Consider the following 14,712-nt stretch of genomic DNA (forward strand, 5'->3'; position numbering starts at 1 on the left):
GACCTCCCCCGTACGGGTGAGGCGCAGCATCATGGGCCCTGGTCGCGCGGCAGGGGGGCCACGCGGTCGCCCGTCGGCCGGTACCGCTCGGGGGACGGTGCGGGCCGGCGGGCGTGAACCGACGGTGCGCAGTTGGGAGTCGAGAGTGGACGACGGGCTGGGGACGGCCACGGACGGGGAGCGGCCGGAACGGGCCGACGGCGCGCGGGCGACAGATCCGGAGCCTGCGACCTCGGTTGGGGTGACGTTCGCGGAGGGGGCGGTGGTGCCGCTCGGGCCCGGCCGGGCCGAGCGGGAGGCGCTGATCGACGGCATCACCGCCGCGCGCGTCGCGTCGAGCGCAGGGGCGGAGGCCCGGTTGGGTGCCCTGCTCGCGGCACGCTGGGCGGACCTGCGGGATCCCGCCGACCGGGCCAGGGCCCTGGAACTGCTCCGCTCGGCGCGGGAGCGCCCCGGGCTGGCGGCCGAGGACCGGCGGGGCAGCGCCCGCGACCTCGCAGTGCTGCTCCTGGCGCCGCTGGTGGAGGCCGCTCCCGAGGCGAGCGGCGCGGCGGAGCTGCCGCCGGGGCTGGCGCGCTATCTTCCGTTCGGCCTTGCGGCGGCCGTACCGGGTTCGGGCGGTCTGGCCATGCTGCCCGAAATCCTGGAACTGGGGCGGGAGTTCGCGGGCGACGGCCAGCCCGTGCCGCCGCACATCGAGGCGATCGCGACCATGGTTCCGCTGCTGCGGGCCGCCGAGGACGGGGACCCCGACGCGCTGGCCGAGGTCTTGGACACCCTTCCCTCGCTGCTGCCCCGTGAGGACCGTCCAGGGGACCCGGGCGGGCCGGGTGCGTCAGACCTGCCGGGTTGGCCGAGCGTTCCGGGGGACTGGCCGGACTGGCCGTGGCCTTGCCGTACATCATGAAGGCGTACGACCTGCCGTCGAGTACCGCGGGCCCGGTTCCGGCGGACGCTCCCCGGCCGGTCCCGCCCGTCGAAGGACGCGGGGCGGTGGACGACGCCGGCGCCGCGGACATCGGACAGCTGGCCCGCTCGCTGAACGCGCCGACCATCCTCACCGAGATCATCAGCCCCGGCTTCGTCACCCTCGACGAGTTGCGCGCGCTCACCGAGCGCTCCCTGGCCGACGGTGACGCCGGGGACGGCCCGGCGCGCGCCATCGCCGCGCTCAGCTATCTGGCCCTGGGGATGCGTACCGGCGAACAGGGCTGCTTCGACCGGGCGTTGGCGTTGCTGGCCGAGGTCCGTAACTCCTCCGGTCCGGTCGAGCGGGAAACCGAGTGGCTGCTCCAGGCCACCGTGCCCGCCGTGCTGCTCGGCTCCCATCTGACCGGTCACAGTCTCCAGGACGGGCAGGTGGCACAGGAGTTGATCGAGGCGGCTCTGGCACCCGGCGGAACCCTCGCCACCAGCGCGGTCCCCGAGCGGCCCGGCGCCTCCGGCCTGCTCTACATGAACCAGTGCGTGCGAGCCCAGTTCGCCATCGACCGCGCCCAACGCGACCAGGACGCCTCCCGGTTGGACGAGATCCGGGACGAACTGCTGGGCCTGGCGGAGCGGGAGACCGCCGAGGACAGTGAATGGCGCGGTCTGCCCCGCATCCTGCTGTGCGTCCTGGAGCTCGTCCGGGTCCAGCTCACGGCCGACCTCACCGCGCTGCGCAGCGCGGTCGACCAGCACGCGGCGGCCCTGGCGCACACCGGCAGCCTCCCCTTCGTACGGCCGCTGCTCACCACGATGGAGGCGCCGCTGCTGGCCCTCGCCACCCACCTCGAACCGGACACTGGGCGGGTCCGGCGCTCTCTGGCCTCGGCGCGGGCCGCCCTGGAGGCGCCCGCCTCCGTGTCCGGGCAGCGGCCTCGCAACCGGCTCGCCATCGCGCTCGCCCTGCGGACCCTGCACGCCCGTGCGCCCGACCCGGAACTCCTCGACGAGACCATCGCCGAACTGGACGCCGCCGTCGCGGAGTTGGGCGAGCAGGGCGGTGACCAGGCGCGCGGTGACGCGGCCGACCTGGTGGTGCCGCTGCACCAGCAGCTGGCGACCGCCCTGGCCGAGCGGGTCGGCCGAGCCGACCCGACGCACGACGCCGCCGCGCACGACCGGCTGTCCCGAGCGCTCGACCATGCCCGGCGCGCCCTGCGCGCCTCGGCGGACGACGTGCTGCTCCAGCTCGGCGCCGAGCACGGGCTGCGCGCCGCCCGCGCGGCCGGTGACCTCGGCGTCCAGGCGGCGGGCTGGGCGATCCGGCTCAACCGGCCCGAGACCGCCGTCGCCTGCCTGGAGGCCGGTCGCGCCCTGGTGCTGCACGCCGCCGCGGCCGGGACCACGGTGGCCGACCGGCTGGAGGCCCTGGGCGCCTACGACACGGCGCGGGCCTGGCGGCAGGCCACCGCCGTCGCGGGTGCCTCCGGACCCGCCGCCCTCGACGACGTCCTGCACCCGGACGCCACCGGGGCGCCCCGGCTGCCCAGCGCGCTGCGCCGGGAGGCGCTGGAGCTGGTGCGCTCGGCGCCGGGCAGCACACCGGTCGCCGCACCGCCCCCGGCGCAGATTATCGGCGCCACACTTGCCCGCTGCCGCGCCGACGCCCTCGTCCACCTGGTGCCGGGCACCGGCGGCGCACCGGGTGCCGCCCTGCTCGTACGGCCGGGACACGCCGTGCGGGCGGTGCCGCTGCCCGGGCTGTCCGCCGCGAGCCGCGGCCCACTGGACGACTTTCTCCTGGCGGGGGCCGCACTGCGGCGCGGCCGGGGTCCGGACGCGCACGATCCCGGCGCGGTCCCACCGGTGCGCAGGCCGGAGCACAAGTGGCAGCGGGCCCTGGACCGGCTCTGTGCCTGGGTCGGCGAGTCGGTCGTCGCACCAGTGCTGGACGCGCTGGACGTCTGGGAGCGCGCGCTGACCGAGAGCGGGCTGCGGCCGGCCGGCGCCGGACCGGCCCCCGACCCGGTCCGGCTGGTGATCGTCCCCTGCGGCGATCTGGGGGTCGTACCGTGGCAGGCGGCCCTGCTGCCGCTGCCGGACGCCGGGACGCGGGACGCGGGGCCCGGCCGGCTCCCGGCCACCGCCCGACTGTGCGAACTCGCCGTGGTGACCTATGCCGCCTCAGGCGCCGAACTCGTCCATGGCACCCGGCGGTCCCGGCTGCCCATCGGCCAGGGCCAGGCCCTGGTCTCGGCGCCCGGTTTCCTGCTCTATGCCGAGGACGAGATCAAGGCGCTGCGCACCGCCTACTACGGGGGCGCCCGTGTCCTGGCGGAGGACGGTACCGACGGCGGGCCCGACGTACCGACGCCCGACGCCGTGCTGGAGGTGCTGGGCGCGCGGTCACCCGGGACGGGCGGCCGGGCCGGCCTGGTCCATCTGGCCTGCCACGGGACGGCCGGCGCCGACCCCACCCGCTCCGCGCTGCACTTGTGGTATCCCGAGGACCAGCCGGCCGAGAACGGCCACCTCACGGTGACCACTCTGCTGGACACCCCCTCGGCGGGCAGCCGTCGCGGACCGCTGGTCGTGCTCAGCGCATGCGAGACCGACCTCAGCAACGCCGACCACGACGAGGCCCTCACCCTCACCACAGCCCTGGTGCACCGACTGGCCACGGACGTCATCGGCTCCCGCTGGGCGGTGTCCGACCTGATCACCCCGGCCCTGATGACCGTGCTGCACCACCATCTCGCCGCCGGTCTGGCCCCACCCGACGCGCTCCGCGCCACCCAGCGCCACGCCCTCACCCCTGCCGATCGCCGTCGGGCCATACCGGGCCTGGCCGCGCTGGAGCCGTTCCTCGCGGAACAGGAGCTGGGCGCCGTCCAGGACTGGGCCGCCTTCATCCACCAGGGAAACCCCGCCCCCGAGCCGCCCCGGAGGGAACCCGCCCCATGACCCCCGACCAGTTGATCGCACTGCTGCACCGCCACTGGGCGCAGACACTCGCCGCGCTGGACGCGGAGGAACGCACGCAACTGCTCCGCCGGGTCAGCGAACTCGACGACGCGGTGGGCCGCGGTCCCACCCGGCGCGCGGCCCGGGAGGTGGGCCGGATGCTGAGCCGGCTCCCCGCACGGCACCCTGTCGGCGCGGCGCTGCACTCCGCGGTCCGCTATGCCGGCCAGGACGCCGGACGCGATCTCGTCGTCGACCGGGACCGGCTCTCCGATCTGCTCGGGTTCCTGTCCGGTCCGCCGCCGACGGCCGAGGAGGTCCTGGACACCACCCGACGGCAGTTGCTGGATGCTGCGGCCCGGGGCTCCGAGACTGCGCTGACGGCTGTGGCGGGCGCCGCGGCCGACGACCTGATCCGGCTGCACCATCCCGAACTCGGCGACCGCTACCCGGAGTTCCAGTTCCTGCCCGGCACGGACGAACTGCGTCCGGTGGTGCGCGAGGTGAACCGGCTGCTGCTCGCCGGGCAGGATCCCTGGGGGGCCGCGGACTGGTGGCTTGGCGGCAACGAGTGGCTGGACGGTGTTCCGGCCGACCTTCTGGACGACGTGCCGGACGAGCTGATCCTGGCCGCCGCCCGCGCGCTGGTGGAGGACGACTGATGGCCGGCCACGCCCCGCCCTCCGACGCTCGAATGGAACCGCTGGTCAGGACGCTGCCCGCGGGCACCGAGCTGTACCGCTGCCATCGCACCGGGCGTCCGTCCGAGTCGTTCAACTCCAGTCGCCAGCACGCCTATTTCGACGGCGACCGCTTCGGCGCCACCGAACAGGACCCGTTCGCCTATCTCTACGCGGCCCTCGACCCTGTCACCGCGCTCAGCGAGGTGCTGCTGCGGTCGGTACGGTTCGACGGGCCGGACGCCCAGCGCCGCATCCCCTGGGCCCAGGCCAGCCGGTACAGCCTCTCCGTGCTGCGCACCACCGCCGACATCATCCTCGTCGACCTGCGGTCGGCGGAGGGGCTGGCCTCGGTGTGGACCGACTCCTGGCTGGTCGACGCGGAGCGCGAGGAGTATCCGAAGACCCGCTACTGGGTACGGCTGATCAGGGAGCATGCTCCGTTCGTGCAGGGCCTGTTGTGGCAGTCCAAGCGCCATCGGCCCCGGGAGTCGCTGCAGTTGTTCGGGGACCGCTGCGGCGCCGTGCCGCTGGAACCGGTGGACGGCCGTACGGTGAACCTGCGGACGGAGGACGGGGCGGCCGAGGCCCGGCAGTTGCTGGGTCCGGTGCGCGCCACGATCTCCCAGCGGGTTTCCGCGGACGGGAGTTGAGTCGGGAGGCCGGCCCTCAGTCCGGTGCGCGCTCGCCGGGCGCGCACAAGGAGACGATCGCCTCGGAGTGGAGTCCCAGGACGAGGCGGTCGCCGTCGGCCAGCGGCCGGGGGACGGCGGGCAGCACGTAGTCCCCGTTGACCCGGGTGCCGTGGGTGGTGCCGTCCTGGTACTCGGTCACCCACAGGGTGCCGTCCGCGCGCAGGGCGACCTCGGCGTGGCGACGGGACACCGAGTGCTCGTCGGCGAACCCGCGGGCCGTGGTGGGGGCCCAGTCCGGGTCCCGGCCGAGGGCGCGCACCTCCCCGGGACGCAGCCGGAGCTGCACCAGTCCGCCGGAGAACCGCAGCACGGCGCTGACGCCCGCCTCGCCGACGGGACCGGGGTCCGCGTCAGACACCGGGGCGGAACAGGCGGGGCACCGCTCGGCGCGGGCCGGCACCTTGCGTGCGCACCCCGGACACCGCACCAGCCGCGGCGGACCTTGGGCCGGCCGGGATCGGCCCGCAGCGGGCTCCGCCGTCCTGCGGTCGTCCGCCGCGGGGGCTTCGTCGGGCCGCCGGGGCACCAGGCCATCCGGCGGGTCGTCCGCCACGGCGGCGGGCGCGCCGGCCGGGACGGGGCGGGGCGCTCCAGGACGGACGGGGGTAAGGCTGTCCCAGGGCTCGTCGTCCTCGGGAACCTCCTGGGGGGCATGGTCGGCATCCGAACTGGGCCGATGCCCCGGGTCCGGCCCGAGCGGGCCGGCCGGGGCGGCGCGGGGGGTTCCCGGGCGGAGGGGGGTGAAGCTGTCCCAGGAGTCGTCGTCGTCCGGGTCCGTCACGGCCGGTCTCCGTGGCGGGTGATCCTTACGTCCACGGAGCCGTCGTCCGGGTCCTCCGTCACCTCGTCCACCCGGATCGTGCCACGCAGCGAGTCCGGCCGGATCTCGAAGATCGCACGGGCCAGCGGGTTGATCAGATGGGTCTCCAGGGCCATGCCGATGCCCCGGCCTCCGGCGTACTGGTCCCGCAGGCAGTAGGTGCCCAGCTGCTTGCGGGCGGCCGGGGCGATCTCCAGCGTGATGCCCTGGCTCTCCCAGAGCGCGGCGGCGATGTTGCGGATGGACAGGTCAAGGACCTCCTCTGCGGCGTCGCCGGTGATGAAGCCGAACACGACCACATTGCCGCCGAACCGGTTCATCAGCTCCGGGCGTCCCACCTCCGCCTCGAAGTGAAGCCGGACGTTGCCCTTGACCCGCCGCACCAGTTCGCTGTGCTCGTCGGTCGGGTGCACGTCCCACACCCGCTGCTTGGTCTCCCGGTCGGTGTGCTGCACGCCCAGGTTCGAGGTGAAGATGAGCACGCACTCGCTGAAGTAGGTGGTGACACCCTGCCCGTCGGTGAGCCGGCCGTCCTCCAGGAGCTGGAGGAACTTGTCCAGCACACCCTGGTGCGCCTTCTCGATCTCATCGAAGAGGATGACCCGGAACGGGTCGGCGCGCACCGCGCGGGTCAGTTCGCCGCCCGCCTCGAAGCCCACGTATCCGGGCGGGGCGCCCACCAGCCGGTCGGCAGCGTGCGCGGAGGAGAACTCGCTCATGTCGAACCGGAGATAGGCGTCCTCGCTGTCGAACAGCAACTGGGCGACCGTCTTGGCCATCTCCGTCTTGCCCGTTCCGGTCGGTCCGGCGAAGAACAGCACACCGCGCGGCCGGTGCCCGGCAGAGGTCGCCTGCGCGCCGGAGAGTCCGAGCGCGGCCCGTTTGAGGATGTCGAGGGTCATCACGACCGCCGTCTCCTGGCCCCGGACCCGCCCGGTGAGGTATTCGTGCCCCACGGCGATCCGTTCGCGGATGTCGGCGGAGCGCCAGGGGTCCTTCTCCACCCCCAGCCGGTAGATACGGACCGCGTCCGGCATCGCGTCGAACGGCATGCCCCGCGACAGTGCCAGTTGATGGCTCTGCCGCATCGCGTCCAGGGACAGCCCGGCCGCGGCCTTGGCGAAGGCGGTGACCGGGTCCAGCCGAGGCCGCCCGCCCGGCCCGGGCTCCGCCGTGCCACCGCCTCCGCCGTCCCGGTGGGTGGAGCCGGGAGCCGCCGGACCGGGGTGGCGTGCGGCCAGCAGCGCGGCCATGCGCCGTCGTTCGCCGGCGTCCGGGCTGGGGACGGCGACCGCTCGGATGCGCTCGGAACCGCTCACCAGCCAGTGCGGCAGATCACGATCGCTGTCGGCGAGCCAGATGATCGGGTTGAACATCTCCGTGCGGCCCGCCGTCTCACGCGGCGGGAGATGCGCGGCGGGTGCCAACGGCGTCGCCTCCTCGGCGAGTTGCACACAGGCCAGGAAGAAGTCCCGCTCGGCGTCGCTGAGCCGGGTCACATCGGCGGTCAGCCGGGACGAGTAGTCGATCAGCAGGGCGAGCCGCAGCGGCTCGGCGTCCCGGCCGTCCCGCCGCCGCGTGGTCCTGCGTTCCCGGAAGCCGGTGACAATCTCCCGCAACAGCGGTTCCGCCTCCAGCAGTTGCGGGGTGCGGTTGCCGCCGCTCTGCCCGGTGCGCGGACTGCGCAGGGCGTCGTTGAGGAGGTCGAGCACGTCCTGCTGGTCGGGGCCGACGAGGCTGACGAAGCCGGTGATCTGGTCGTAGCGCAGCAGGGCGCCGTAGCCGAGCGGACGCAGCCTGTCCCACAGCACCTCGGGCAGGCCGCGGTCCGCCTCGGTCAACTCGCCGTTACGGCGGCGCAGGGCCAGGTAGCGGTCGCGGATGTTGCCGTGCAGCACGAACTGACTGTGCACGGGGAGCGTGCCGGTGATCTCGTCGACGAAGGGGGGTGCCGATCGCCGCGGGGCCGGGGCGCCGTGCGGGGAGCGGCCGTCCTTGACGAGACGGTCGCCCGCTGATCCGTTGGTGGTCGAACTCACGGGGTGTTCCTCTCTGGGTGGTGCAGTGGGTACGGCGGGTCGTGCGGGTACGGCCTTCGCCACCCGACCGGCCTCCGGTGCCGCGCGGTGCGGACGCCGAGTGCCAAACGGGGGCCCGCGCCGCGATGCGGAGCCGACGGCCGCCGTCCTACGTGGTCCCGCTTCGGGCTTCCGGCATCACGCCGAACCGGCGGCGACCGACTTCCCGTGCCGATGGCGAAGGCCTCGCGGTGTCCGGGGTTCGTGGTGGGTCGGTCTCGGGGTCAGGGCTGGTCGTCGATCTGGCGGTGGCGGGGACGGTTGTCCTGGCGCCGTCGGCCGTCCCGGTCACGTCGGCCGGGGTGCCCGGTCCCGGTCACTTCATGGGTTCCGTCGGAGGGCGTGCCCTGGGTGACGGTGTCGGAGTCGAACCGAAATGCGCAGTCGAGACCGATCCGGCCGACCGCGTCCTCCAGGTCCGCCGCCCAGCGCTTGGCCTCGGCGCAGCGCTCCGCGTCAAGGGGCGAGGGCGGTCCGGCGCGTCGGGTGGCGAGATCAATGGCGTCGGCCCGGACGGTGATCTCGATCCAGTGGTCCGGTCCCCAGCCGGGCGGGGTGTACCGGGTGCTCCGGACGCCGGGCTCGCCGTCGGTCTCCTGCTCGTCCCCTCCCCCGGCCTGGTACCACTCGGACGGGTCGGCGCCCAGGGCGCTGAGCAGCCGGGTGGTGTGCAGGCGCAGATAGTGCTGTTCGAGGGGTTCGAGTCGGTCCTCCACCGCCGCACGGGCCCGGTCCCGGTCGGCCGCGCCGAGCGGGCGGCCTTCCTCGACGGCCGTACGCAGCATGGCCACGACATCCGGAGCGGGCCGGACGGGCTCCACCTCGGACGGGATGTCCGTGGTGAGGAACTCCAGTTGGGCGGCCGCCTTGATCAGCGCGTCGGCGCGCAGCCGGACGCGGCGGCCCGTCTCGTCGGCGAACAGGCGTGCCTCCTCCAGGTGTTCCGTGGCGCCGACGCCGTCCCCGGAGCGGGCGCAGACCAGCGCGTAGTGCAGTGCGGTGACGACCGGTTCGGTATCCTCGGCGGTCGCGTCGGCGGGCAGCGCGGCCAACAGGGCGGCGGAGGCGGTGGCCACCTCGTCCTCGCCGGCGCCCCGGTCGCGTGCCACGACGGCCGTGGCGGCCTCGGCGGGTGGGGCCGACGAAGCGGGTCGGCGGACGGCCCGCCGCCGCTCGGCCAGCACGCGCTGCCACACCGCGTCCCGGGGGTCGGCCGCGTCGGCGATCGACGCCGCGCACTCCCACACGGCCAGCTCGGCCGCCGCCTTCTCGACGGCGTTTTCCAGTGCGGCCACGGCCTCCCGAGTGGCGTCCAGCCGACAGCCCACCGGCTGGACCGGCGGCGGCAGCGGGGACGTGGGCGGCGCGGGCGAGCCAGGCGGGTTGCCGCGGGCCGCGCGGGCGAGACGCGCGGCGAGCAGGGTGCGCCGGGCGTTGACGCGGATGGCGGCGAACGCGGCGCTCTCCCATTGCCGGGCGGCGTCCGAGGACACCTCCTGCTGGCGCAGCAGGCAGCGCTGGTCCTCGGCCGCGCGGACGGCGGCGTGGGCCAGGAGTCCGGTCGCCGCCATGGCTGCCCGTCCGGCCAGCAGCGCCCCGCTCATCGCGCCGAGCGCGACGGCAGCAGGGTGCAGCAGTTCGTGCAGCACATGGGCGACGCCGTGCGCGAGATGGTCGACGGCGCCGGAGACGTCGGCCAGGGAAGCGTGCGGCACCTGCCCGGCGACATGGCCCACCGAGGTCCCCGACACCTGGTGTGCGGCGTCGGCGACGGAGGAGTGCGGCATCTGCATCTGCTGGGTCACATCGGTGACGGACGAGTTCGAGAGCTGGCTGCCCAGGTCGGTGGTGGAGAGGGGCTGCGGGCTGTCGAACCCGTAGGTCGGCCAGACATCCGTGAGGGTGGTGTATCCCTGGGCACTGCTCACTCGGTCCTCCTTCCGGCTACTGCGGCGGGGGCCCGGGTGCCCCGGGTGGCGGCCCGCAGGCCGCGCTGACGGCGTACTTCGCGGTCCCAGGCGCGGTGGCGGCGTACCGTCCACACGGCGAGCGCCGCCACTGTGCCCACCGGCCAGAGCCACGGCGCCCACAGCAGGACATAGGGCAGCACGACCAGGAACAGCACCGCCATGAGCACCCCGGCGGCCAGCCGCGCCCAGCGACCGCTGAGGACGAAACGGGCCGGTCGCTCGGCGGTCCCGATGATGAGTCCGGCCAGCGAGTGGGAGGGGTGGTAGCCGGGCGGCCCGATACGGACGGCGATCCAGAGTTCCAGGGCGTGGACGGCGAGCGCCGCGGGCATGGCCAGCAGCCAGCCGGTCAGGACGGCGGACTGCGGAGCCCGTCCGGCCGCGTCGGATATGCCGATGAGGAACCCCCAGGGGGCGCACACCAGCACGGCGCCGAGCACCGCCCAGCCGAGGTTGGGCACCATGTCCAGGCGGCGCATCTCCCTGCCCAGCCCGTCACTGTCGGCGGCCAGGGCGGCGGCGGCCTGCTGCTGACGGCGTTCCTCCAGCCGCGCGTAGCCGCGCCCGGCGTCGTCCTGGGCCAGGCGGAGCAGCAGTAGGGCGGCTGCCGGGCGCAACGGTTCATCGGCCTCGTCGAGCAGCCGCTCGAACCAGGGCACCGGGACGGCAAGCCGGCGGGCGGCGCGGTGGACCTGCCGGGTCCAGCCGCCGGCTGTCTGCGGCAGCCTGGCCAGGAGCAGCAGCCGAGCGTCGACGGCGGTGTCCCGGTTGAGTGCCGAGCGGACCGCGCGGCGACGTAACCGGGGGTGGCGCAGGGCGAGTTCGTCGGTCTGCGCGTCCCAGGCCTCGCGCAGTCGGCGCCACTGGCTCTCGGTGGCGGCGAGCTGTTCGCCACCCGGCCGGACGGCGAGGGCGGTCAGCAGTCCCGGGTGGGCGAGCGCGACGACCAGGTCCGCGGCGTCACGGTCTCCGGCGGCGGCCTGCCGTACGAGCTCGGGCAGTTGGTAGCCTTCCAGGCCGATCCCGTGCCAGGTGACCGGCAGATGCGGGCCGAGGCGGTTGAGCAGCCGGGCCAGCCCGACGGGTCCGGGGGCCCGGTTCAGCAGGGCGCGCACATCGGCTGAGTCCTCGCCCTCGGCCGCCGGTTCCGTTTCCCCGGTGGTCGCGGCGAGGGTGAACTGGTCAGCCCAGTCGGCGAGTTCGGTCCGGCGGTCGGTCGAGGAGAGCAGGCGCGCGGTGCTCGGGTGGCAGCGGTCGAGCGCCTCGGCCAATTCCTCGCGGTCGGTGTACTCCTGGCCCATGAAGACGAAGGGCCGGATGGGCGGGGCCGGCCGGGCGGCCGGTGCGTGCGCGACCACCGAGCGCCGGGTGACCGGCACAGGGTCCTCCCGCTCGGGGGCGAGCCACTGGCCGACCTGGTCAGCGCCCCAGCGGTGGCGCAGGGACCGGGTGAGCAGACCCTCGCACAGGGCGCGCAGCCGGGGGTCGCGGATTCCGCCGAGGTCGACGTCCTCGGTGCTGACGCGGCGCAGTACCAGGCCGCGTTCCCGCAGCCGTATCGGGTGGGCGCCGAGGGCGAGTTCGGCGATCACCATGCCGAGGGACCACCAGTCGACGCCGGGTGCGACGGTCTGAACGGCAGCCGCGGCCTCCGGCGCCACATAGAGCGGTTTGCCGACCCAGTGGAGCGGCCGGCCCTGGTCCGATGGCGCGGCAGCGCCGATGTCGACCAGGACAACCCGGGGCTCTCCGTCGGGGCCCTCCCGGACGACTATGTTGTCCGGCGCGACATCGCGGTGCACCAGGCCCTGCCCGTGCAGGGCGGTCAGCGCGCCGTGGAGCTGGGCGACGACCTCACCCACGCGCTCGGCGGGCAGCGGGGCGCCCGTCCGCTCCTGGTGGCGTTCACGGTACTCGGCGAGCGTGGACTCGCCCTCCGACGGGCAGACCTCCCACACCATGCCGGGCGCCCGGCCGTGGTCGAGGACCTGGGTGAGATGCGGGTCGAGCGGCTCCCGCAGCGCACGGTGAACCTGCGGGTTCGGGGCGAAGAAGTGGTGGTAGCCCTTCCACACCAGCGGGACGCCGGGAGCCCGGAGCCGTGGTTCACGCTCCATCACCCGCAAGACCACGGCCTGGGCAGGACTCGGCTCGCCAGTGCGGCCGGCGCCGAGTTCGGCCAGCCGCTCGAAGCGCGCGCGCAGCCCCGCGGGCAGGTCGTGCAGGTCCTCTCTCGCCTCACGGCCGCGCGCCGGGTCGGGTTCGACGTCCGGGAACCGGTCGGTCGGCGGGACGGCGTTCCTGTCAGGACCGCCGTCAGGTGGTGTTTCGGTCGTCATGCAATTCCCCCCGCCGAACAAATACCACGCGGGAGAACCCATCCGGTCACCACTGCGGAACCTTTATCAATTCTCAATCCTTCAATGGATAGATAAATGCAAGGCAGATGATCAAAATCGAATAAATACCGGCACCAATCGAAAGCTGAGCGAAAATATGTTCGTCCGTGCGGTCCTCGGCCGTCCCGGGCATACCGATCGCGTGAAAACCCTCCACGGCCCGCCGGGCACGGCCCTATCGTGCAGGGATGGGATTGGCACACCGCCCCGCGGCACCATCTGGACTTCCCCCGCACCACCAACTGGTGGCTGAACTGCGCGCGTTGCGCAAAGCCGGCCTGCCCCGGGTACGACAGGTGTCGCACCCCGGACTGGACGCGGCGGCGACCGCCGCCGGTCTGCCCATCGGCCCGGGGGAACCCGCCGCCGGTATCGAGCGCCTGCTGCGGGCGGCCGTCCGCCGGCTCGACGGTCCGGCGCGGCCCGCGGCGGATCCGGCCGACACCCAGCCGGTCGGCGAACTCGCCCGCGCGGCAGCCCACTCGTTCGGCCTTCTGGGCCCCGGCTCCGAGGTGGCGGGCGAGCGCCGCAAGGCGGCGGCTGCCGTCTTCGGCGTGACCACGGAGAGCTTCCGGCACCGCCAGGAGCGCCAGGTCATGGACCGGCTGGCCGACGCCCTCCTCGACCTGGCCGGCGCGGACGCGCCCCCCGACGGCCGCACCGGCCTGACAGGGCCGCCCCGGGCGCGGCCCGCAAGGATGACCGGGCCGCCGGTGCACTACGGCACGGACCCGTCCGCCGACCCGTCCACCCACCCGCCCATCCAGGTGCACCTCAGCCCCATCGAGCTCCTGCGGGGCATAGACATCCTGGTCTCCTCCGAGAACACGTATCTGGAGATGTCGAAGATCTTCAGCAACACCATCTCCGGCGCGCTGCGCCGCGCGGCGGCCGTGCGGGACGAGACGAGTGCCGTGGTCGACGACCCCCTCGCCCGCGAACTGCGCGACTGGCTGGCCCGGCACGGGCGCGGGGGCCTCCAGGTGCCTCCCGGCACGGTGGTGTCCACCGGACCCGGGGCGCTGGCGCGGCGCGGGGTCCGCCGGGTGCTGCACGCGGCGGTCGTCGTCCCCCGCAGGGACGGCGACGGCTACGACACGAACGAGCGGACGGTGGCCGAGGTCGTTGCCGCGGCCTTCCGGGTGGCGGCAGCCGAACGGGACACGTTCGAACCGCCGTTGACGTCGCTGTGCTTCCCCGTACTGGGCGCCGGACGCGGCGGGCTGCCCCCCGAACGGGCCGCCCGCTGGCTGCGCTGGGCGGTCGAGGAGGAGCTGGGCGCCGACCCACGCTGGACGGTCCACCTGGTCACCCGTACTCCCGCACTGGTCCCCCTGCTGCGTGGCGAGGAGCAACAGGACTGACGGATCGTCAGGGGCGCCAGCTGGGCGAGGCGACCGGCAGACCATGCCGCGCCCCCTCTCTCTTCCAGCGGGCCAGTTCGCCGGGGCGCGGGATGCCGTACCAGCGTGTCGGCCAGGTGCCGTCGGGTGCCCGGCGCCCCACCACGACCTGGAGCCCCTCGTGACGCTCCCGCTCCCGGGCGAGGTGGGGGCCGTACCGCAGCCGTCCCAGCTCCGTGCGCGGAAGCATGCGCTGGTTGGCCGAGCCTCGCCAGACCAGCTCGGTTGGCTCGGCGATCCGGAACCGACCAGTGACCACGGCGTCCGCCGGAGCGAGCGCGGCCCTCTGCTCATCGGTGAGTTCGTCCTCCTCGTACCCGGTGTAGACGAGCAGATCGGGCGCGCCTCCGTCGGGCGCGGGGCGCACCCAGGGCTCCCGGCGCAGCACGTCGGCGCCCCGGAGCAGCGCGCCGAGCGGTGCGGACTGCTCGCACGGTTCACCGCCGCTCACGGTGAGGCCCACCACCCCGCGCCGCAGGGCCCTTTCCCACAGCTCCAGCAGCTCGGCCACCGGGACGCGGGTACCGCCGGCCGGGTCCCAGGTGTGCCGTGACATGCACCCCGGGCAGGCCAGCGAGCACCCCTGGGTCCAGACGCCGAGCCGTACGCCGGGCCCCAGGGCGAGCAGCGGCAGATGGACGCCGCTGACATCCAGCCGTTCCGCACTGTCCACGTGTTCCCTCCCCTGTATACGGGGAGAAAAGTATTCACCCACGGCCGCACCGGAGCAATGCGGATACGGTTCCGTACCGCACCGGAAGCGCACCGAATCCGGA

At 74.4% G+C, this 14,712-nt stretch carries 10 protein-coding genes; 5 read left to right on the top strand and 5 right to left on the bottom strand.

Annotated features, from left to right (window positions below; translation table 11 throughout):
• Positions 1–145: 145 nt before the first annotated feature.
• The 4 genes from R2B38_RS03115 to R2B38_RS03130 are packed head-to-tail and all read left to right on the top strand — an operon-like array spanning position 146 to position 5,224.
• A complete protein-coding gene (locus tag R2B38_RS03115) occupies positions 146–907 on the top strand; it encodes a hypothetical protein (RefSeq protein ID WP_318014835.1) in 762 nt (253 codons plus the stop codon).
• Positions 850–3,891 carry a CHAT domain-containing protein gene (locus R2B38_RS03120; RefSeq protein WP_318014836.1) on the top strand — a complete coding sequence of 1,014 codons (3,042 nt, stop codon included), beginning with the start codon at positions 850–852 and terminating at the stop codon, positions 3,889–3,891. The genes R2B38_RS03115 and R2B38_RS03120 overlap by 58 nt, the downstream gene beginning before the upstream one ends.
• The gene (locus R2B38_RS03125) at positions 3,888–4,553 is read left to right on the top strand and encodes a hypothetical protein (RefSeq protein ID WP_318014837.1); all 666 of its coding nucleotides are present in this window, start codon (positions 3,888–3,890) and stop codon (positions 4,551–4,553) included. Before R2B38_RS03120 ends, R2B38_RS03125 begins: the two co-directional genes overlap by 4 nt.
• A complete protein-coding gene (locus tag R2B38_RS03130; RefSeq protein ID WP_318014838.1) occupies positions 4,553–5,224 on the top strand; it encodes an RES family NAD+ phosphorylase in 672 nt (223 codons plus the stop codon). The genes R2B38_RS03125 and R2B38_RS03130 overlap by 1 nt, the downstream gene beginning before the upstream one ends.
• Before the next feature lie 16 nt (positions 5,225–5,240).
• On the opposite strand, the gene R2B38_RS03135 is transcribed toward R2B38_RS03130, so the two are convergent.
• The 4 genes from R2B38_RS03135 to R2B38_RS03150 all read right to left on the bottom strand — a co-directional run bounded on the left by R2B38_RS03135 (position 5,241) and on the right by R2B38_RS03150 (position 12,473).
• Positions 5,241–6,047 (bottom strand): FHA domain-containing protein, encoded by an 807-nt coding sequence (locus tag R2B38_RS03135; RefSeq protein ID WP_318014839.1) that lies wholly within the window; start codon positions 6,045–6,047, stop codon positions 5,241–5,243.
• Positions 6,044–8,125: an AAA family ATPase gene (locus tag R2B38_RS03140; protein ID WP_318014840.1), complete on the bottom strand. Its 2,082-nt coding sequence runs from the start codon at positions 8,123–8,125 to the stop codon at positions 6,044–6,046. The genes R2B38_RS03135 and R2B38_RS03140 overlap by 4 nt, the downstream gene beginning before the upstream one ends.
• Positions 8,126–8,388: 263 nt before the next feature.
• The gene (locus R2B38_RS03145) at positions 8,389–10,092 is read right to left on the bottom strand and encodes a hypothetical protein (protein WP_318014841.1); all 1,704 of its coding nucleotides are present in this window, start codon (positions 10,090–10,092) and stop codon (positions 8,389–8,391) included.
• Positions 10,089–12,473 carry a protein kinase domain-containing protein gene (locus tag R2B38_RS03150; protein WP_318014842.1) on the bottom strand — a complete coding sequence of 795 codons (2,385 nt, stop codon included), beginning with the start codon at positions 12,471–12,473 and terminating at the stop codon, positions 10,089–10,091. The genes R2B38_RS03145 and R2B38_RS03150 overlap by 4 nt, the downstream gene beginning before the upstream one ends.
• 248 nt (positions 12,474–12,721) lie before the next feature.
• On the opposite strand from R2B38_RS03150, the gene R2B38_RS03155 reads away from it, so the two are divergent.
• Entirely contained in the window at positions 12,722–13,897 is a 1,176-nt protein-coding gene (locus R2B38_RS03155; protein WP_318014843.1) for an Appr-1-p processing protein, read from the top strand.
• 7 nt (positions 13,898–13,904) lie between these two features.
• On the opposite strand, the gene R2B38_RS03160 is transcribed toward R2B38_RS03155, so the two are convergent.
• A complete protein-coding gene (locus tag R2B38_RS03160; RefSeq protein WP_318014844.1) occupies positions 13,905–14,609 on the bottom strand; it encodes a 4Fe-4S single cluster domain-containing protein in 705 nt (234 codons plus the stop codon).
• Between the last annotated feature and the right edge of the window lie 103 nt (positions 14,610–14,712).

The organism is Streptomyces sp. N50, assembly GCF_033335955.1.
GTDB lineage: Bacteria > Actinomycetota > Actinomycetes > Streptomycetales > Streptomycetaceae > Streptomyces.